The sequence below is a fragment of the Termitidicoccus mucosus genome (genome assembly GCF_038725785.1).
Classification (GTDB): Bacteria; Verrucomicrobiota; Verrucomicrobiia; order Opitutales; family Opitutaceae; genus Termitidicoccus; species Termitidicoccus mucosus.
Genome location: NZ_CP109796.1, coordinates 2,259,470 through 2,279,906 on the forward strand (window position 1 = coordinate 2,259,470; position 20,437 = coordinate 2,279,906).

A 20,437-nucleotide genomic window follows, 5' to 3' on the forward strand; every position below is an offset into this window, starting at 1 on the left:
CACTCACCTGTCGCGCTTTTCTACTTCTGAAACAACGAGCCGAGGGCGTTCAGGCTTTTTATCGGCTTGGTCTTTTTTGACGGCAACGGCATCGCCGCGGGCGGTGCGGACGCGGGCTCGGGCGGAACGGCCGGTGCGGCGGATTGGTTTTTGTCCGCAGCCTTTTCGCGGTCCGCGCCCTCGCCCGCCCTGCCGGCGCCCTCCGCGTTTTCCAGGCGCCGCAGCTCCGCCCGCGCGCGGTCGAGCTTCACCGGGGAAACAGGCTCCGCGGTGCCGAGTTCCTGGGCAAACAGGCTCAACCGGAATTCCTCCACCAGCCAGCGAAACGCTTCCGCCGCCTCGCGCCACGCAGGCGGCATTTTTTCCCCGGCGCGCAACAGGCCGGCGATCCGCGCCGCCTCCCTCGCATAAGGCGCGAGCGCGCGGACGCGCTCGGCGTCCTTCACGGGATTCTGCCGCCAGCGTCCGGCGCGCAGGCGCATCGCCTTCAAATAACGCGGCAGATGCGCGAGACGGCCATAATGCGTCACGCGCAGGAAATCCGGCGGCACCAGCGCCGCGACATCCGCCGCCAGCCCGTCCGGCGCATCGGGCAGCACCTGCAATTCCACCCGAGCCGACAGGATTTCCCTCAACAAATCCATCAACCGCGGCACCACGCCGCGCAAGTCGCGCTTCGCCCCCGCCACGGCCGCCGCAAACGCCTCCGCCGTCAGCCACGCTCCGCCCTCCGCCAATCGTTCTCTTGCTCGTTCTCTCTTTGTTTCACTTTCGGTCGGCGCATCATCCGCCATCGCCGTCGCCGTTTCATCTTCGAGAGAACGAGCAAGAGAACGAGAACGATTCGAGGCGAAACCCTCCACGCGTGCCGCATCGCAAACCCAGTCTCGAAGCATCGCGAAGGCTTGCGCCTGAAGCGTGTCCATCGGGGCGGCTGCCGCGGCGAGCGGACCGAGTTCCCGCAACGCCCTCAGGTCGCGCTCCAGCCAGGCAAGCTCGTATTTCAACTCGCATTCCAGCAGCCGCGCCAGCCCGCGCGCCGTCCCGGCACGCGCGGCCTCGGGCGTCTTGAACAAACGCAACGCCACGCCGTCGGCGGGCAAGATGGCGCGGGCATCCCGCTGGTGAGTTTGCGTGGCACGGGCGTCCCGCCCGTGGACGGCGCAGCCGCCCGATCCGCCGCTTTTTTTGGAGCGGAAGGATGCCGTTTCCACCTGCAACCCGGGGAAAGCCTCGACCGGCATGCCGGCCTGGTCGCCGATGCGCACGCACGCCGGGATGCCGCCAAACGTCCACGCGGTTTGCGGCGGCGTCTCCCAACGCGACCGCGCGCGGCGCCACGCGGCGGGATCTTCGCGGGAGGCGTTGGCGCTCGCCTCGCGCTGGCGCTCGGAAAACGCGGCGCGGATCCCGTCGAGGTCGCGCCCCGCGCAGATTTCCGCGCCGTTGTCATCGACCACGCGCACGCGCACGCGGAGGTGCTCCGGCGGCGGCTTCGCGGCCCACAGTGTAGTTATTATTTGGATACTGAATCGCTCCGCGATGACGGCGGCGAGCGCGTCGATGAGCGACTCGCTGCGTCCGGTCAGGCGGTCGCGGCCCGCGGCCTGTTCCGCCAGGCTGCGCGCGGTCTCGGCCAGCGGCATGAACGCGCGGCGCAGCTCCTTCGGCGTGACGCGCAGGTAGTGCTCAACCTTGGCCGCGAGATGGCCGGGCACGGCCCAGTCGAGCGCGGCGGCGGTGAGCGCGCCGGCGTCGCGCACGTTGACCTCGATGGTCACGCCGTCGTCGTCCTGGCCGGGCTTGTAGGCATAGGCCAGCGGCAGCGCGCGGTTTTCGAGTTCGACCGCCTCGGGAAACGCAACCGCGTCATGGGAGAGTTCGCCGGGATCGCGCAGGTCCTCGATGTCCATCTCAAGGAAACGCGGCTCGCGGGGCTTGCGTTCGCGCACCAGCGCGATGAGTTCGGGCACGGAGGAGACGGGCGGCGGGGATTCCCCGTAGGGCTCGACCTTGGGTCGAGCCGCGTTTGCGCACGGCGGTTCGCGGCCTGACACAAGGTCAGGCCCTACACTGGCGCACGGGCGCGTCCCCATCTCCGCCACGCCCAGCCGTTCCGCGTAAAAGCGATACACGGCCTCGTCGAGGTTCATGTAGCTGCTGTCGCGGGCGCGGGTCAGGAGGTTTTCGACCTTGGCCCGCACGTCGCGGTTGTGCGCGAGGAAATCGAACGGCCAGGTGATGGCGTCGTTCACGAGCGCCTCGCGGATGAAAATCTCCGTCGCGTGCGCCGGGTTCACCCGGCCGTAGCCGACGGCGCGCACGTCGAGTTCGAGCCCGTGCAGGCGCGAGCGTTGCTTCACCAGCACGCGGCCCTTCTCCTCGTCCCAGAAGGGCTCGCTGTGCGAGATTTTGAGGAGGTGTGCGCCGAGTTCGAGCGCCCACGCGGGATCGAAGCGCGCGCAGGTGCGCGCATAGAGCCGCGAGGTTTCCATGATTTCCGCCGCCATGACGGCCTTGGGGCTTTGGGGGCGCTTCGCACGACTCTTCGAGTCGTTCTTATTGCGCGCGTCGCTGCCGCTCGTCCGGGCCTTGTCATTGTCGCGGTTGAACAGGACCGAACCCGGGAAAATCGCCACGCGCCGGTCGTGCGTGGATTTGTAGGCGCCGGTTTCGTCATCGCGGAGGGCGATGTTGCCGAGCAGCCCGGTGAGGATGGACCGGTGGACGGCGCGGTAGGCGGGCGAGCCAAAGGCGAGGTCGGGCTCCTTGTCCCCCAGTCCGTCGCGCACCGAGCTCATGCGCCCGTCCTCGCGCCCGCTCATCACGTCGATGAGCTGCGCGTGGATGTCGCGCCATTCGCGCAGGCGCGTGTAACTCAAAAAATGTCCGCGGCAAAAGCGGCGCAGCCTCGACTGCGACATCGTTTCGAACTCGTCGTGAAAAGCCTCCCAGATGTTGAGCAGGGTGAGGAAATCGGAGTCGGGATGCGCGAAGCGGCGGTGCGCGGCGTCGGCCTGCGCCTGCTTTTCCAGCGGACGCTCGCGCGGGTCCTGGATGGAAAGCCCCGCGGCGATGACGGCAACCTCGCGCAGGCATTTTTCCCTGCGCGCCTGCAAAATCATGCGGCCCACGGTGGGATCGACCGGCAGCCGGGCGAGTTCGCGCCCGATGTCCGTGAGCCGGTGCGCGCCGGCCCCGGGCTCCCCGCCCTGCTCCAGCGCCCCGAGTTCCTCCAGCAGCGCGTAGCCGGCGCGGATGGCTTTCGCCGCCGGCATATTGATGAAGGGAAAACGCTCGATGTCGCCGAGGCCGAAGGCCTTCATGCGCAGGATGACGTCGGCGAGGTTGGCGCGCTGGATCTCCGGTTGCGCGAAACGAGGGCGCTCGTTGTAGTCTTTTTCCGAATACAGGCGCACGCACACGCCCTCGGCCACGCGGCCGCAGCGGCCCTTGCGCTGGTCGGCGCTGGACTGCGCGATTCCTCGGCGCGGCAGCGCGGCGGTGCAGCGCCTGCGCGGCGTGGTGGCGATGACGAGCGTGGGCGTGAAGACGCGCTGTTGCTCGGCGTTGGAGAGGCGCCCGAAAAGCGGGACGATTTCGCAGTCACGCAGCCCTCCCGCCCCGCCGCCGGCGCGGGAGTTTCCCCGCCCTTCGAGCAAATCGGCCGTCTCGCGGATGTCCCGCTCGGCGGGCATGAACACGAGGATGTCGCCCCCGGCCCGTCCCTCGCTTTCCGCGACGATGCGCCCGACCGCCTCGACCGCGCCGTCGATATAGTGCAGCGCCTCGGCGCGCGCCTGCGGCTCGTCGTCCTCGGCGGCGTCGGAGCCCAGGCCGTCGAGCGGCGCGTAAACCACCTCGACGGGAAAGGTCCGGCCCGAGACCTGGATGACGGGCGCGTCGTCGAACGCCTTGGAAAAGGCGGCGGTGTCGATGGTGGCGGAGGTGATGATGATTTTCAGCTCGGGGCGCCTGTGGCGCAGCAGGCGCAGGTGGCCGAGCAGGAAGTCGATGTTGAGCGAGCGCTCGTGGGCCTCGTCGATGATGATGGTGTCGTAGGCGCGCAGCATCGGGTCGCCCTGCACCTCGGCGAGCAGCATGCCGTCGGTCATGAACTTCACGATGGTGGAGGGCGAGGTCTGGTCGCTGAAACGGATCTTGCAGCCGACCTCGCGGCCCCATTCCACGCCGAGCTCCTCGGCCACGCGGCGCGAGATGGACAACGCCGCCACGCGGCGCGGCTGGGTGCAGGCGATTTTGCCAAGCGCGCCGCGCCCGGCGGCGAGGCACATTTTCGGGATCTGCGTGGTCTTGCCCGAGCCGGTCTCGCCGGCGAGAATCACGACCGGATGCGCCTGGATGGCCGCGACGATTTCCTCCGCCCGTTCGCTGATGGGCAGGGCGGGCGGAAAGTCGATGCGCAGGCGCGGCGGCGGTGTCGGCTGGTCGGTCACGAGATTTTCAGGTTGTCATTATGCTCCGGGCAGGGAATCCAGAACGACTCCATTGCGGGAATCCACCCGAAATTCACGACATCATTTCATGGCTCAAAAACCACCACCCTTGCCCGGCGACATTCTGAACCGCGTCATTCTCGTGGCGTCCGTTGACGGACGGCTGCTGCTCATCACGCTCGGCGCCCTTGCCGTCATGTTTGCCATGGGAGGCAATATCGCGGGCGCCCTGGTCTGCGTGCTCGCCGCCGGCACGGGGGCGATGGAACTGCACGGCGCAAGCCTGCTCGGCGGCGGCGATTCGCGCGGCATAGGCTGGCTGGTGCGCGCGCAGTTGCTGCTCATGGCGCTGATCCTGTTTTTTACGGGCTGGCAGCTCACCCATTACGATCCGGCTTTTTATGCGGCGCATTCCGACGAGATGTTCGAACGGCTGCCGGGCTGGTATAAAAAAATGCTGGATAACAACGGCATGACGCGCGCGGATCTGCCCATGTTGTTGAAGGCGGGTTACATGATGTTTTTCACAACGGTCGGCTGCCTGACCATCGCCTACCAGGGCTTGCTGGCGCTCTACTACCACCGGCGGCGCATCCCGATCGAAATCGCGCTCGGCGAGGCTGAAGACGCGGAAGAGCACGCGGAGTGACAGCCAAACCCGGACGTCCTTCTTATCCTCCATCTTTCTCTTTCTTCTTTATCTTTCCTCTTTCTCCCAAACGTGTCGGTGTGATGCCGGATAAGAGAAAGAGGAAAGATAAAGATGGCAGCGCGTGCTGGGGGGAGCACGCTATTTTTTGTCCGCGATTTCCAGACGCACCACGACGGGGCGGTGGTCGCTGGCTTGCATGACTTGCGGGCCGTCGTAAATCCACGCCGCGCCTCCGACGACCGCATCGCGCAGACCCGGCGACACGAGGATGTGGTCGAAACGCGAGTAGGTGTCCTGCTTCGCCCAAAACAAAGTCCACACCTCGCCACGCGTGTCCCCGGCCGGAAGGATGTCGGCGATGAGCGTATCGCCGCGACGGCTGAGCGCGCGCAGGGGGCGGTTGGCGCGGGTGTCGTTGCAATCGCCGACGAGCAGGAATCTTGCCTTCGCCCGGTCGGGGAAAACCTTCAGCACCCGGTCGCGGACCGCCTCGGCCTCGGACGTGCGCCGGATGGCCGACTCGGGATCGTCCGGGCGGTCGGTATAACGGCTTTTCAGATGCACCACGAAAATCGTCACGACCTCGTCATCCGCCGGCGGCGCGCCAATCGCGCCCGCCGGGACCCGCACCTCCAGCAGGCCGCGCTTCACAAAATCCTGTTCGTCAAAATAGCTGAAACTCAAATCCGTGTGCCGCCCCACCGACACAAACGGCCGCTTCGACAACACCGCCAGGTGCCGGTCGGCATCCTGCGCGTCGAGCACGATGCCGTAAGGATAATCGACCCCGTCGCTCCGCAGGTCGCGCTGCAACTCGTCGAGAAACGGCTGCGGCCCCATTTCCTGCAACGCGAGCACATCGGCGCCGATCGCCTTGATGACGGCGCGCAGCGCGTCCTTTTCGGATTCGGGTTTCGGATACTCCTTCTTGTATTCGCCATCCGCCATGCGGCTTTCCAGCGTGTAATTTTTCACGTTGTAGGTCGCGACGGTGAGAGTGCCGGCGAAAACCGGCTGGCCGGCGAAGAAAACAAAGAGAACCAAGACGGTGAGGAAAACGCACCGTAGGGCCTGACCTTGCGTCAGGCCGAGCCTGTGTGCGACATGCCGCCGGGTTGCCTGGCCTGACGCAAGGTCAGGCCCTACGTTTGCCGGTGAGCTCATTGTCCGGCGTTGAGCGCCGCCTCGCGCTCGACCAGTGTGGGATGCGAATAATAAAACCCGCTGAACCACGGGTGCGGCGTGAGGTTGCTCAGGTTTTTCTGCGCAAGCTTGCGCAGCGCGCCGACGAGCGGCGCGGGGCCGCCCATCACCTCGCGGGCAAAGGCGTCGGCCTCGTATTCGTGCTTGCGCGAAAACAGGTTGCCGAGCGGCGTGAGCCAGAACGTGACCGCGCCGCCGAGCAGCGCGAACAGCAGGAACGCCGGCGCGAGATCGCCCGCGGGAAACCCGAAGGCGGGGTTGAACCATGCGCTCCCGGCCAGCCACGCGATGACCGCAAAGCCGCCCAGCATCATCGCGGCCGAGACCGCCAGCATTTTCGGGATGTGGCCGCGTTTGTAGTGGCCGACCTCGTGCGCCAGCACCGCCTCCAGCTCCTCGGGCGCAAGCTGCCCGATGAGCGTGTCGAACAGCACGATGCGGCGGAAGCGCCCGAACCCGGTGAAGTAGGCGTTCGAATGCCCGGAGCGCTTGCTGCCGTCCATCACCTGGATGGTCGAGGCGCGAAACCCGGAGCGTTCCGCCAGCGCCATCAGCCGCGCGCGCAGCTCGCCGTCCGGCAGCGGAGTGAGTTTGTTGAACAGCGGCAGGATGAGCTTCGGGTAAAGCACGAGCATCAGTAGTTGGAAACCGAATACAAAAACGAATCCCCACGCCCACCACGCGCCGCCCGCGAGCTGAGCGAGCCAGAGCAGCACCCAGAGCACGGGCGCGCCGATGACGATGGAAAGCGCGAGGCCCTTGATTTTGTCCGCCACCCACAGGCCGGGCGTGCTTTTGTTGAAGCCGAAGCGTTGTTCGAGCCGGAACTGTCCCCACCAGTCCAGCGGCAGGGAAAAGAAGCTGAGCGCGATGCCGGTGCCGATGAGAAAAAACACGCGGCTCCACAACACCCACGCGCCCGAGGCGTCCGCCGGGCAGACCGCCGCGTAGACGCGCGGCAGCACGCCGCTCAGCAGGAGCGCGGCCAGCACGAGCGCATCCCACGCCAGCTCGACGCGCCCGAGCCGCCCCTTGGCGAGCGTGTAGGCGGCGGCGCGTCCGCTGGTGGCGGCGTCCATGATCGCGGCGACCGGGGCGGGCGGCGCGTCCGCGTGGCGGCGGACTTCGCGGCTGTTGAGCAGGCTGAGAAAAATTTCCGCCGCGAGACGCAGCGCGATGAGGACAAGCGCCAGGAACAAAATCATGATGCGGCAGGTTGCCCGGTCTTTTCGCCGCTGGCCAAGGCAAAAACGAGCCGGGTCTCAAACCGGGTGTAATCGGAAGTGGTGGTCCGCCATGCGCAGCCGCGCCAGCGACTGGGAGCGCCGGCTTCCAGCCGGCAGACGACGCGAAGCGTCGCCAAACCCACGGGCGGGACGCCCGTGCCACCTGCCGGCAAGATGCCGGCGCTCCCAGTCGCTGGCGCGGCTGCGTTGCGCCTTATGGCTTTCGGCTTGGGTGGCGACGAGGACGCCGCCGCTCCGTTTGTGACACCTCTTCCGGTTGCCCCCCCCTCAAACCTGATAGGTTTGGAGCGGAACCGGGTCGATGAGCTTGGTTTTCGGAAGCTTTTCGGCGAGTTGTCCGGCGAACCAGGCGCGGGCTTCGTTTTCACCGTGCGTGAGAACGATGACGCGCGGATCGGCTTGCACGGCGAATTCCAGCAACTCCTCGCGGTCGGCGTGGCCGCTCAGGTCGAAACGCTCGACGCGGGCCTTGATCTTGGTCTTCACGTTGCACGCCTTGAAGAGGAACTGGTCGCCGGGCTTCGAGGCCAGGAGTTCGCCGCCGGGCGTGTCGGGGTCGCAGTAGCCGACGAAGCCGATGGTGTTGCGGGCGTGGCCGACGAGCCCGGATGCGAGGGTGTAGGATGGCGTGCGCTCGACCATCATGCCGGAACTGATGATGTAGAGGCCGTTTTGCTGCGGATCCTCGCCGGGGTTGAGCTTGCGCGGGGTGGGCTTGATCTGGAGTTCCTTGATGATGCCGCGGTTGAAGCGGACGTGCTTGGTCTTGCGCGAGATTTCGTCGAAGTAGTCGGCCAGGTCCATGCCGAGGCCGGCCGCGAAAATGGGGCAGTCAACGAGACGGCGGAATTTGCGCGCGTCGTGGATGATGGAGAGGATTTCCTGCTGCCGGCCGAGCGCGAACACGGGGATGAGATACGAGCCGCCGCGCTGGATGGTGTCGTTAATGCTGTCGATGAGGCGGTTGACCTCGATGAGGCGCGTCTTTTCGGAGCCGCGCGCGGTGATGCCCCGGGTGGTTTCCATGACGAGCGTGTCGAAGCGCCCGGCCGGGAATTTCGCGCCGGGAAGCGTGCGCTGGTCCTCGAAGAGCACGTCGCCGGTGAGGAATATCTGGCGCCGCTTGTGGTGAATCTCCACCCCCGCCGCGCCTGCAACATGGCCGGCCGGGTGGAGGATGATGGTGATGTCGTCCTTGCCGCCCTGAATGCGCTTGGCCTGGCCGAACGGGATGCCGGTGAGGCGTTTCGCGATGCGGTCGATCTCCTCGTGGGTGAAAAGCGGATACTCGGGAATGTTGGCCTCCTCCTTCTGGCGCACCATGACGTTGGCGGAGTTATGCAGCATGCGCTCGACCAGCATGCGGCTGGAGGTGCTCATGACGACGGGAGCCTCGGGGTGCTCGCGCAGGAGCACGGGCAGGCTGCCGATATGGTCGAGGTGGCAGTGCGTGATGATGATGAGATCGAGATGGACGCCGCGTATCGGCCCAAAATCGGGCGCGGCGCGCCGCCCCGCTTTTTTCGGGTGCAGGCCGCTGTCGATGACAAGGTTAAGACTTCCGATCTGGATGTAGTGACAGTTCGCGCCGATTTCGCCGTCGCGGTTAAGGTCAATGAGCTTCATGTAGTGCAAGCGAGAAAGAGGGAGCGGACGCGCCTCCGCAAGAGCAAGATTTGCGAGGGGATGCAAAGCCGCCGGGTGTAAACAGGTCCGCCATAACGGGGGCGATGGAGATCGTTGTCTTTTGGGGTTGTGCAGAGGACATGGGAAAACGCAGGGGCGGGAAGTCCCGGGACTCCGGCCCATGCGCGCACGCGGACACCGGTCACCCGTCCAGCCGGGTCGGGATGATCATCTCGAACTCAGGCAGCATGACGTGGATGCGATGGCCGAGGTCATCCACGCCGTGAAAGCTGCCTTGGGCGCGCGCGTCGGTGCCGGTCACGTGGTAGCTGTTGTAGGAGAATTCCTCGCCGGGCGCGATGCGCGGCGTCTCGCCGACGATTTTGTCGCCTTCGATGACGACGCGCGACCCGTCGGCCTGGCGGAGCACCCATTTGCGCCCGAGCAGCTTCACGATGCGGTCGGAGGAGTTTGTGATGGTGATAAAATAAACAAACGCGTGCGGCTGGTCCTCGGGCAGGCTTTTCCCTCCATGGTGATAAACAAGCCGGTCGAGGCGCGCGGTAAGTCCGGGAAGTGTGAGCGAGTTGGCGGGCACGGCTGGATGAAACTGCACGGTAATATAACGCATGCAACCCGTGTTTGCCAATGCCGGGAATCCGGCATTCCCCATAAAAGCGGCCCCGCACTCCCACCTTGCCCAACCGGGGCATCGGGCCTTCACTCGTGCTTTTTCCATCCTCAATTTCGCCAAGACACCAACCATCCCGCGACCAAACCATGTCCGCCACCGCAGCCTCTTCCGCCAAATCCCACCCGCAACCCGCCGACGACGCCTTCTGGACCAGCCAGGACGGCCAGATTCTCACCGTCCGCCCGTCCGCCAACGGCGACCGCACGGTCTCGCTCACCCTCGCCTTCTGGCCGCGCCATCCCGCCGAGTTCGACACCATGAAGGCCCGCATCGCCGACCTGCATTTTACCGAGCGCAGCACCCTCGCCCGCATCGGCATCGAGATGGTCCGCACCAGCCCGCTCTCCGTTGACGGCAACCGGCTCGTGTTTGAGGCCGAGGCGTTCCTCTTCGACCACAGCTTCCCCAACGCCTCTTACTGGAAAAAACTCCTCCGCTCCGGCGCGCCCGTCGGCCGCCTCTTCTACGCCCCCGAATCAGCCAAGCTCTCCTCCACCGAAATCCAGGACGCCATCGCCGGCAACGCCCTCAAGCTCCCCGCCTCCATCAGCATCGACCGCCACGGCTCCGTCTTCCTTACCCCGCACAACGTCCGCTATTCGCTCAATCCCCGCCTCCAGCGCCCCGAGTTCGAGCGCCTCGTCTCCGGCGACGCCGGCCGCTCCTACCTCGACAAGGTCCAGGTGCGCCACGAGACCCCGCTCCTCACCATCCCGCCCCGCTCCGGCATCCTCACCAGTTGCTCCATGTATTTGAAAGAGCACTACGTCATCCTCAACCGCGGCGAGGGCAACTTCGGCATCCACACTTCCGCCGTCCTCCTCGACCCCATAAAGACTTTCGGCACCAACATCATGCTGGAAATCTACAACACCGGCGACCAGCCTGTCATTAATCCGGTCGTCTCCGTCGAGGTTTTCCGCGCCCCCGCCCCCGCCGACACCGACAGCAAATCCCTCCTCAAAAAACGCGCGCGCCTCCTCGCCTCCGCCACCGAACTCTACCACTCCCTCGACGAAAACCCGCCCCGCGACACCGCCGAGGCCAAGCCCCGCGCCCGCGTCACGGTCAAGGGGCAGAACTCCGCCCAGGAAAACCGCTCCCTTTTCCTCCATTCGTCGCTTCTCTTCGACCACGCCGTTCTGAAAACCGCGCTCGCAGACGCCGCCGATCCCGGCGCCGTCACCCATCGCACCGTGGTCAACGCCCTCGACGCCGCCCCCGCCGACGCCGACACGCTCGTCACCGACTACTTCCCCAATCTCCCCGAGCAAATCGAAATCCTCGCCCGCCTCCCCCAGCTCAAGCTCAAACGCCTCATCTTCCGCCGTCCCTCCCGCACCCACGGATTCTTCCTGTCGCACAACGCCCACGGCCGCCTCGTCAACTATGACGACCTCGGCATCGATGTTTACTGGTATAACGACCAGCTCGGCGACCTCTACCTTCACACTTACAAAAAGGACCACGGTTTCTTTGTGCGCGAGGAACTCGCCCGCAAATTCCAGGAAACCACCATCCTTGCCTTCTACGGCTCCGCGGTCGGTCTCGACCAGGCCGACACCGACCGCATCTCCGCGCTCATCGACAAGCTCACCGGTTTTATCGGCACCAACGTCGGCGTGCTCACCGGCGGCGGCGGCGGGGTCATGCGCCTCGCCACCGAACAGGCCCGCGGCAAAGGCGCCCTCACCGGCGCCTGCTTCCTCGAACTCGAAGCCCAGCCCCCGGAAATCGGGGTCGATTTCTTCAACACCTTTCAGGAAACCTCGCGCCACTACCGCCAGAAATGGTTCGAAGTCGCGGATTTTTGCATCTTCAACGTCGGCGGAGTTGGCACGCTGGAGGAAATCGGCATCGAACTCTGCAACCTGAAACTCGGCATCCGCCCGCGCGTCCCCTATATATTCTACAACAGCCGCTTCTGGACCGACCTGCGAAAACAGGTCCGCAACATGGTCAAAACCAAACGCGCCCCCGAATGGATGCTGGACTATATATTATTTACCGACGACCCCGACGAGGTCGTGAGCTTTTATAGAAAAACGCTGCGGGTTTTATGAAGTGATGCCATTTCCCAATAAAAATTCCCCTTTAGGTAGGGCGAGGCGTCCCGCCGAGCCGCAGGCGGACAACGGCTCGGCGGGACGCCTCGCCCTACCCGAAAAGGGGATTCCCCTTGGTTTTTTCGGGGAAAGGGCGCTACGCCATCGGACGCAGAAAAAACGGCGTTATCCGCGAGTTGGATTGAGCGGCAGTCGCGGCATCCTCCAGCATGGCGTGCCGCAAGCCCGGCAGAAGCAGCTTCTGCACCTTGAAACGATGGGGACGTCCGACGGGCAGCGATGTCGCGCCGTCGGCCAGCCACAACCGCCAGACGCCTCCGGTCCGGTCCAGGCGGGCAATCTTGTCGATGTTCACGATGTGCGAGCGATGCACCCGCGTGAAATTTCCGGACGGGAGAAGATTCTCCCATTCGCTGAGTGACCGCAGCCCGTCGAATTTCCGTCCGTCGACCGTATGCAGGCAGGAATGATTCCGGTCCGAGCTGACATGCAGGATCTGCTCCTGCGGCAGCGACACCACGCCATTGCCCTGCACGACATAAAGCACAGGCAGGGCCTGCACCGGGTCCTGCGCAGCAGGGGCGGGCTCAAGTGATGATTCCTTGGCAAAGATTCCGCCGATGATTTCAGCCGTCGTCTTGAGCGTCGCGCGGGCCTCCTCGTTCCATTCGCGGGTGTCGCGCTCCGTGTCCTGGCCCAAGATGCCGGCAAGCTCTTCGTTGGCAAAAATCGGCACCGCGATCACCGCGCGTATGCCGCTGCGAATCATGCGCTGCTTCAATTCCAGCGAGCCGCCGGCAAACCAGCTTATGTCGGGAAAATGCACCATCAGGCCGCGTTGCAGCGCCTCGTGCAGTCCCTGAAGGACATCGACCGGCAGCTCCTGAAAATCCTCCAGTGTCGGACGGTATCCATCGCGCACCCATTTGTGGATGCGGACGAAGCCATTCAGCTTGGCATCATAGCGGAACACCCATGTCCGGTCGGCCTCCAGCAGTTCGCCCAAATGCCCAAGCAGACGCTTGATCGCGGTATCAGACGGATATGAGGCAAGCCAGCGGGCGACATCCAGCCAGTGAGCAGGGTTCAGTGAAGTCATGAGGCTGAAGGATTAGGATACCGGAAGATCATCGACTGACTGAGGCGCCTGCATTAGGGCAAATATTCTGTTCATCGGTGGCAAGGGTCTTTATCCATAAATTTACAGCACACAATTATTCAGATTACTAATAACTAATGAGTTAGCATAAAGGTCTCCAAGTCTCCGGGCGTGGAGAAGTAACGGGATTGGAGCGAGGATGCGGAAGCGCGGCGGCATGCCTGACAGTTTGGTGAAGAATTCCAGGAACTGATAAGTTTCCAATGCAGAAACTAAACCGCACCTCAATTCGCTATCGTCAAGTTTCTTTTTTGGAAACTTGAAGCTGCCCGCACACAGGAAACTCAAAGGCCGCAATCTCATCGGCCGGAACTTACAGAGGATCCGTTATGCCCATGATCCGGCAATCACGCTGGATGATTTGGTTGCCCGCCTGGAAATCCGCGGGCTTTTTCTGAGCAAATCCACCCTTTCCAAGATCGAAAACCGGCAGCGTGTCGTCCTGGATTTCGAGGTCTTGGAAATAGCCGAGGCCCTGCGCGTCCCGATCACGCAGCTATACGGTCAAAAGTGAGCAGCCGGAACGCTTTGGCTGGAGGGGCCGCCCCCAGCCAGCAGGTGCAAAAATTGTTTTTTGCCCGCGCCCGCGTGTAACCCGCGGCCGGGGCAGTTTCAAATGAAACCGCAACCGATGCGATGTAATCCATCAGGTTGCATCGCCGGCAACACTCGGGGCATTTCAGGCCGGCCGATCCGGTTGCGGCATTATTGGAAATGCCCCGGAATTTTTCTTCCCGCGCGGCGGCGGGGGCGAGGTCACACGATCATGCCCGCGGCGACCGTGGCGTGGGTGAATTCGTCCACCAGGATAAAGGCGCCGGTCTGCCGGTTGCGATGGTAGGAATCCGCTCCGAGCGGAGTCGTGGTGCGCAGGCGGATGCGCGCGATGTCGTTCATGCCGATTTCGAAATCGCTTTCGATTTTGTGCAGCGTGTTGATGTCAACCTTGTAGCGCACTTCCTTGACCACGGTCTTGGTTTCGCGGGTCGTGTGGCGGAGGAGGTATTTGCCGTTGGGCTGGAGTTTTTTGTCCGAGGCAAACCAGCAAATCATGGCCTCGACGTCCTGGGTGGCCGCGGGCGGGTTGTTGGGTTTCACCAGCATGTCGCCGCGCGAAATGTCGATGTCGTCCTCCAGCGTGATGGTGACGGACATGGGCGTGAATGCCTCCGGAACGGGACCGTCGGGGCCGTGGATTTCCTTGATGCGGCTGGTGAAGCCGGAGGGAAAGGCGACGACGGAATCGCCGGGTTTGAAGACGCCGCCGGCGACGCGTCCGGCAAAACCGCGGAAGTCATGCCAGGCGTCGTTGTTTGGCCGGATGACGGTTTGCACGGGGAAGCGGGCGTCGATGTGATTGGCGTCGCTGCCGATGTAGACGGTCTCGAGCGTGTAGAGCAGCGGGCCGCCTTCGTACCACGGCGTGCGGGGGGATTTTTCGACCACGTTGTCGCCGTGAAGCGCGCTGATCGGGATGAATTTTATGTCCGGGATTTCGAGCCTGGAGGCGAAGCGCGAGAACTGCTGGACGATGCCGTCGTAAACCGCCTTGTCGAAATCGACGAGGTCCATCTTGTTCACGCAGACGACGAGGTGGGGGATGCGGAGCAGCGAGGCGATGAAGGAGTGCCGGAGGGTTTGCTCGACGATGCCGTTGCGCGCGTCGATGAGGATGATGGCGAGGTTGGCGGTCGAGGCGCCGGTGACCATGTTGCGCGTGTATTGGATATGGCCGGGCGTGTCGGCGATGATGAACTTGCGGCGCGGCGTGGCGAAGTAGCGGTAGGCGACGTCGATGGTGATGCCTTGCTCGCGCTCGGCGCGAAGCCCGTCGGTGAGGAGGGCGAGATTGAGGTGCTCCTCGCCGCGCTGCTCGGTGGCGCGCTCGATGGCGTCGAGCTGGTCGTCGAAGATGGCTTTCGAGTCGTAGAGCAGGCGCCCGATGAGGGTGGATTTCCCGTCGTCCACGCTTCCCGCCGTGGTGAAGCGGAGAAGATCCATGGAAAGGTAATGCTCGTCGGTGGCGGCGGACGCGGGGAATGCAGATTGCGAATTGCGGATTGCGGAATTATCGGCGGACGCGGTGGCTGTTGTGTTTGCGGTGGTCATGGGAAAGGCGGCGGTGGTGGAGATTGCGGAATTATCGGCGGGCGCGGTGGCGGATTGTTTTCGGGCATGTGGAGCGGCTTGCGTTTGCGGAGGTTTTGAAATCCGCATTCCGAAATCCGCATTCCGCATTTCAGAAGTATCCCGCCTTCTTGCGGTCCTCCATGGCGGTCTCGGAGCGTTTGTCGTCGGCGCGGGCGCCGCGCTCGGTCACGCGGGCGGCGGCGACTTCCTGGATGATCTCGGCAAGCGTGGCGGCGGAGGACTCGACCGCGCCGGTGCAGGTGGCGTCGCCGACGGTGCGGAAGCGCACGCGGCGGCGCCCGAATTTCTCGCCGGGCAGCAGCGTGATGTGCGGGGTGTTGGCGAGGAGCACGCCGTCGCGGTCAACCACCTCGCGCTCGTGCGAGAAGTAGATGGTCGGAATGGCGAGCTGCTCGCGCGCGATGTATTGCCAGACGTCCATCTCGGTCCAGTTGCTGAGCGGGAAAACGCGAAAGTGCTCGCCGGGATGCTTGCGTCCGTTGAAGAGGTTCCAGAGTTCGGGACGCTGGTTTTTCGGGTCCCACTGGCCGAACTCGTCGCGATGCGAGAAGAAGCGTTCCTTAGCGCGCGCCTTTTCCTCGTCGCGGCGCGCGCCGCCCAGGCAGGCGTCGAATTTGAACTCCTCGATGGCGTCGAGCAGCGTGACGGTCTGGAGCGCGTTGCGCGAGGGATTCGGCCCTTTTTCCTCGGTCGCGCGGCCGGCGGCGATGCTGTCGGCGACGCGACGCACGATGAGGCGCGCCCCGGTGTCGCGGACGAGCTGGTCGCGAAACGCGAGGGTCTCGTCGAAATTGTGCCCGGTGTCGATGTGCACGAGCGGGAACGGCATGCGGGCCGGGGCAAAGGCCTTTTGCGCGAGGCGCACCATCACGATGGAGTCCTTGCCGCCGGAAAAAAGGAGCGCGGGCCGCTCGAATTGCGCGGCGACTTCGCGCATCACATAGATGGCTTCGTGCTCGAGTTGCGCGAGGTGGGTGAGGTTGTAGTTGCTCATGTCGGAAAAAGAAAAAAGCGCGGAAACGCCCGCGGCGCCCGGCCGGGACTGGGAAGCGGCGCCCGCGTGTATCTGTTATTCGGATACAAATGCGATGCGCGCGCGCACGGCGGCGTGGAGTTGCCCGAGCGCCGCCTCGGGCGAGGCCGTCTCGGTGTCGATGAAAAGCGCCTCCTCGTCCGGCGCGGGCGGCTCGAAACGCGAATCCCGCCCGGTGAAATCCGCCACGCCCGCCGCCGCCGCCTTCGCGTAGATGCCTTTCGGGTCGCGGCGCGCGCAGGTTTCGAAGGAGGCATGCACATAGGCCGGGAAAAAATCCGCCGCCCCGATGATCCCGCGCGCCGTGTCGCGAAGCGCGCGGAACGGCGTGATGAACGACGCGATCGTCACGATGCCGGCCTGCGCAAAGAGCCGCGCGACCTCGGCCGCGCGCCGGATGTTCTCCGTCCGGTCGGCGTCGCTGAAACCGAGCCCACGGTTCAGGCCGGTGCGAAGATTGTCCCCGTCGAGCAGGTGCGTGGTGAAACCCTCGGCGGCAAGCCGGCGCTCAAGCGCGATGGCAAGCGTGCTCTTGCCCGAACCCGACAACCCGAACAGCCAGATGACGCGGGCACGCTGCCGGAGACGTTTTTCCTTTTCCGCCCGCGACAGCACCTGCTCGAAAATCGGATGAATATTTGCCCCCGGCCCATCGTACGCCGCGGCAGGCGGCTGGGCGGGGGAAACATTCTTTATGGAAACGGATGACATTTAATTATTAGTGAGTAAGGAAACTCACATAAATTAATGCCGATTCCGCAAGGCGTTTTTAATTGTAAAACAGCAACTTACTTATTTATAATAAATAACAAATCTAATTTAATCTTAAGTTATTTGATCATGAAACCACTGTATTCAGGTTTTTTCCGGCCGGATTTGCGCTCTGTCTTCCTGATGAAGCCGTGCATGCGTTCACCCACGGCCTCGATAAAAGTACGGACCTCCGATTCCTCTCCCTCGGCCTCGACCTGCACCCGCCCATCGAGCAGATTGGCGGCAAAGCCCGATACCTCAAACTCCCTGGCGACCTGCAATGTGGCGTAGCGAAAACCCACGCCCTGCACGTGCCCGGTAAAAAAAACTGTCTCGTGATAAACCTCGTCCATTTGGGGAATCCTCGACCGGGAAGTTGCTGGAGTGCTTGCGCGAAAGCAACCTGCAAAGGGAGGCTTCCCGTGTCATTTCCGTCCATCGTTCACACGCGGCAAACAACGCGGGTTTGACGTTGCATTTCAAGAACAGCAGGAGCACGTTTCGCCCCATTCAGAAATGAGCGACTTTGATCCCAATAATCCTTCCGATTTCGAGGGAGACGAACGCGGAGATCTGGCATGGAATGAGTTCGACTGGGAACACTATCTCCGCGAACAAGATGACGTCGTCCTCCGCTACGTCGCCTTCTACGAGACGCTCAACCAACACCCGGATCGTCTCGCCGAAGTCGCCGTGGCGATGGGCTGGGACCGCGAACTATGGGCCTCCGATTCCGACACCGACGAGGAGGATGACGATTCGCTCAATCCCGACGAGTGGGAGGCCGGACCGTATACCTTTCACAAAAACTACATCTACATCTCCACCAAGGCGATTTACCTGACGCTCAAGCGCGGCTGGGAGGCCATCGCCGACCGGGCCGATCGCGTGCCGCAACGCACCGCCCTGGCCTACCAGACCGCGTTGCACCGTGGCGAGGAGCAGGCCGTGCTGGCCATCCAGGCGCTCGATTTCGGCGATTACGCGATGGCGATCAGCCTTTTCAAACGGGCACTGGCCGAACTCAACCAAACGCTCACCACGCTCAACGCCGACGGAGAAAATGTTTCCCGGACGCTGGCCCGTTATCGGGCCGAAGCGACCTCGCGTCTCTTTGACTTGCGCGAGATCTGGCTGCGCATGATGCGCGAATGCCGGCAAATTCTTGAGCGGCCCATCGATGCCGACGCCGATGACTCGGATGACGATGGCGCAGACGAGGCGCAAGAATAAGGACGCTCTCCACAATCCGGCGCATTTCCATCTCGGATTGTAACCTATTGGGCTACATGTTCGGAGATCGGTCCCGTCGCAACGGAGGCAATACAGCCGCCATAAAATGCAGTTTGGTTTTGTGGTGGCTGGCGAGAACTCGAGGAAGGCCGCATTCGCCTCCTTGGTGATTGGCAATGCAAGCGTTGATGGTGCCCGGAGGGGGACTCGAACCCCCATGCGGTTAGGCACAGGCTTCTGAGACCTGCGTGTCTACCAATTCCACCATCCGGGCAAATCCATCAAGACTGGCTGCCCGACATGGATTTGAACCCGTCGTGCAGCGAGCGGGATGTTTTTGGTTACGGTGCGCTTAGCGTCAAGGGGAAACGGCAACTTGCAGCACTGGACGCACTTGGGCGGCGTGCATTGGTGGCGTTGCTGCGCGTTTCCATGCTGAATTTGGCGGGAGGAACTGGCTATGGGAGGAAGCCAGACATAACGACGGCAGGGGGCGCGAGCGCGGGCCATAGCTCGCGCTCCCTGCCTGAAAATGGCGGAGCGAACCCGACACGCGACGAAGTCGCGCCCGTAGGGTCGCCGCTAGGCGATGTCGCGTGCAGCGGGAGGGGCTCCCCGAAGGGCGGAGCCCGTAGGGGCGGGGGGGAGAGGGGCGAACGCGGGGGGATTTACGATGCGTAAAAGTAGAGAATCCCGAACGGCCTTTGCCGAGAAATACCCCGCGTTCATGGCGGCGATGGCTCGCGGGCAACGTGAGCTTTTCGCGTGGCAACAGCTTCTGGAAACAGGCACGGCGGAACAAGTCTGGACGGAAGAAATGCGGCGCAAGGCGGCGGTGCGGGCCTGCGAGGTCGCTTGTGAGGTCAAGTGGCGACTGTGGGAGGAATCAGCGGCGGGACAGGAATTTTACCGCAACCGGGCATTGGCTCGGGCTGCGGAGCAACGGGCGAGGGCTGGGCGCAGCTACGCGCAAAACTGAACCAAGGTAATCCCATGATAGCACCAACAGAAATACACACTAACGCGGGGCCGGACAATACGGCGTCGCTTTTTCCCGAGATACGTCATGAGGAAACAGCTGTTTCCTGTGACACTGAGGCGTCGGCGGACGTGGCGAAGCTCCGGCAGCTGGCAATGGAGTTGCAGGCATCCATGGCGGATGCGGTTGGCAAGTATATTGCCGTTTGCGACCATATCAGGAAGGCGCAATTGATGCCGGTGACGGTCACGGCGGAATTGAAGCAGCTCGGCTTCGCTGATTCGCGCATTTCGGAAATTAAGCGCGTCTCGATGGTTTCCGACGTGGTTTGGGAGCAATACAAAAGCCGCACGATAGGCTTCAAAGTGGCTTTGGACATTGCCCGTCAGGAAGCCATTGAAGAGGCGGAAGAGGCCAAAAAAGAGGCTGAATCCAAACAAGCGGACATGTTTGCCGGGCAACCGGCTGAATCCGCGCCAAAGGCGAAGGAAACGGCCAAGGAGTCGAAGCCGGAAGATGAACCCGCCATCTGGAAAAAGTGGGACAAGGGCTCGGATGAGAAAAGCCAGGGCAAGACTGGGACAAAGCCGGATAAGCCCATTCTGGAGAAAACCAAGACGATGGTTGCGGTGAAACCTCGCGTCCATACTCCGCGTGAAATTCTCACTGAATTTCTCGGCTCCTATCTGCCGTGCGCCGGGAAGCTCGGCGACGGGTGGAAGCCCACGACAATTTTCGACTGCAACGGCTGGACGGTCGAAGTGCGGATTACCCGCAAGAAAGAAACCAAAAAACCGGCCAAGAAAACCATAACCAAAAAAGGAAAGAGATAAGTCATGACCAAAACTGAAGCCCTCAAGCGTATCGAAAATGGCGAGTTCCTCGGCGGCATCGCTGAGTATCGTTCGAGCTCTGCCGAGACGATCAAGTATCAGGACAAGAAAACCGGACGCATGGCGGAAATGTCCATGCTCCGTCACAACGTCGAAGTTGGGGACGTGGCCGTTGCGCTCAATGAACGCACGGCGGACGATTTCAACGCCAGTGCTTACAAATCGCCCTTTAAGAAAGGCCAGCGTGTGCTGGTCCGCCTGCAAGGGCTGGAAATGGACAAGGGTCTTGTCCGCGCTCGTGGCACGCTTGAGGCCATCGAGAGCTAAACCGCAACCTGTGTGTTTTGCCCC

The 20,437-nt window shown here is 63.3% G+C and carries 16 protein-coding genes and 1 tRNA gene; 6 read left to right on the top strand and 11 right to left on the bottom strand.

Translation table 11 applies throughout. The features are described from left to right. Positions 1-20: 20 nt before the first annotated feature. Entirely contained in the window at positions 21-4,457 is a 4,437-nt protein-coding gene (locus OH491_RS07650; RefSeq protein WP_342750958.1) for a DUF3418 domain-containing protein, read from the bottom strand. Between the two features lie 88 nt (positions 4,458-4,545). On the opposite strand from OH491_RS07650, the gene OH491_RS07655 reads away from it, so the two are divergent. Then, the gene (locus OH491_RS07655) at positions 4,546-5,106 is read left to right on the top strand and encodes a hypothetical protein (RefSeq protein ID WP_145929035.1); all 561 of its coding nucleotides are present in this window, start codon (positions 4,546-4,548) and stop codon (positions 5,104-5,106) included. Positions 5,107-5,247: 141 nt separating this feature from the next. On the opposite strand, the gene OH491_RS07660 is transcribed toward OH491_RS07655, so the two are convergent. From OH491_RS07660 to OH491_RS07675, 4 genes are all read right to left on the bottom strand, one after another. Further along, a complete protein-coding gene (locus OH491_RS07660; protein WP_068772311.1) occupies positions 5,248-6,153 on the bottom strand; it encodes an endonuclease/exonuclease/phosphatase family protein in 906 nt (301 codons plus the stop codon). A 116-nt stretch (positions 6,154-6,269) separates the two neighbouring features. Further along, the gene (locus OH491_RS07665; RefSeq protein WP_068772310.1) at positions 6,270-7,517 is read right to left on the bottom strand and encodes a M48 family metallopeptidase; all 1,248 of its coding nucleotides are present in this window, start codon (positions 7,515-7,517) and stop codon (positions 6,270-6,272) included. A gap of 309 nt (positions 7,518-7,826) precedes the next feature. After that, on the bottom strand, positions 7,827-9,185 hold the full coding sequence (locus OH491_RS07670) for an MBL fold metallo-hydrolase (RefSeq protein WP_068772309.1): 1,359 nt from the start codon (positions 9,183-9,185) through the stop codon (positions 7,827-7,829). A gap of 202 nt (positions 9,186-9,387) precedes the next feature. Then, positions 9,388-9,801, bottom strand: coding sequence for a Co(2+)/Mg(2+) efflux protein ApaG (locus tag OH491_RS07675; protein WP_334319615.1), 414 nt, complete (start codon positions 9,799-9,801; stop codon positions 9,388-9,390). Between the two features lie 164 nt (positions 9,802-9,965). On the opposite strand from OH491_RS07675, the gene OH491_RS07680 reads away from it, so the two are divergent. After that, on the top strand, positions 9,966-11,942 hold the full coding sequence (locus OH491_RS07680; RefSeq protein WP_342750959.1) for an LOG family protein: 1,977 nt from the start codon (positions 9,966-9,968) through the stop codon (positions 11,940-11,942). 139 nt (positions 11,943-12,081) lie between these two features. On the opposite strand, the gene OH491_RS07685 is transcribed toward OH491_RS07680, so the two are convergent. Beyond that, positions 12,082-13,044, bottom strand: a complete 963-nt coding sequence (locus tag OH491_RS07685) for a LytTR family transcriptional regulator DNA-binding domain-containing protein (RefSeq protein WP_084442560.1) — start codon at positions 13,042-13,044, stop codon at positions 12,082-12,084. A gap of 319 nt (positions 13,045-13,363) precedes the next feature. On the opposite strand from OH491_RS07685, the gene OH491_RS07690 reads away from it, so the two are divergent. Further along, complete coding sequence (locus tag OH491_RS07690; protein ID WP_084442559.1) at positions 13,364-13,618, top strand: helix-turn-helix domain-containing protein; 255 nt, start codon at positions 13,364-13,366, stop codon at positions 13,616-13,618. Positions 13,619-13,860: 242 nt separating this feature from the next. Here the strand turns inward: OH491_RS07690 and OH491_RS07695 are convergent, their stop codons facing one another. The 4 genes from OH491_RS07695 to OH491_RS07710 form a co-directional block, all read right to left on the bottom strand. Beyond that, the gene (locus OH491_RS07695) at positions 13,861-15,105 is read right to left on the bottom strand and encodes a sulfate adenylyltransferase subunit 1 (protein ID WP_068772400.1); all 1,245 of its coding nucleotides are present in this window, start codon (positions 15,103-15,105) and stop codon (positions 13,861-13,863) included. 238 nt (positions 15,106-15,343) lie between these two features. Further along, a complete protein-coding gene (gene cysD / locus OH491_RS07700) occupies positions 15,344-16,249 on the bottom strand; it encodes a sulfate adenylyltransferase subunit CysD (protein WP_068772306.1) in 906 nt (301 codons plus the stop codon). 75 nt (positions 16,250-16,324) lie between these two features. Beyond that, positions 16,325-16,999 carry an adenylyl-sulfate kinase gene (gene cysC, locus OH491_RS07705; RefSeq protein WP_084442558.1) on the bottom strand — a complete coding sequence of 225 codons (675 nt, stop codon included), beginning with the start codon at positions 16,997-16,999 and terminating at the stop codon, positions 16,325-16,327. Positions 17,000-17,118: 119 nt separating this feature from the next. Further along, positions 17,119-17,394, bottom strand: coding sequence for an acylphosphatase (locus tag OH491_RS07710; RefSeq protein ID WP_068772305.1), 276 nt, complete (start codon positions 17,392-17,394; stop codon positions 17,119-17,121). A 163-nt stretch (positions 17,395-17,557) separates the two neighbouring features. On the opposite strand from OH491_RS07710, the gene OH491_RS07715 reads away from it, so the two are divergent. Beyond that, positions 17,558-18,274: a hypothetical protein gene (locus tag OH491_RS07715; protein ID WP_068772304.1), complete on the top strand. Its 717-nt coding sequence runs from the start codon at positions 17,558-17,560 to the stop codon at positions 18,272-18,274. 189 nt (positions 18,275-18,463) lie between these two features. Here the strand turns inward: OH491_RS07715 and OH491_RS07720 are convergent. Further along, positions 18,464-18,548: transfer RNA gene (locus OH491_RS07720), tRNA-Leu, on the bottom strand. 719 nt (positions 18,549-19,267) lie between these two features. Between OH491_RS07720 and OH491_RS07725 the strand changes: the two genes are divergently transcribed. Then, positions 19,268-20,086 (top strand): hypothetical protein, encoded by an 819-nt coding sequence (locus tag OH491_RS07725; RefSeq protein ID WP_145929034.1) that lies wholly within the window; start codon positions 19,268-19,270, stop codon positions 20,084-20,086. A 3-nt stretch (positions 20,087-20,089) separates the two neighbouring features. Then, entirely contained in the window at positions 20,090-20,413 is a 324-nt protein-coding gene (locus tag OH491_RS07730; protein ID WP_068772301.1) for a hypothetical protein, read from the top strand. Positions 20,414-20,437 lie beyond the last annotated feature (24 nt).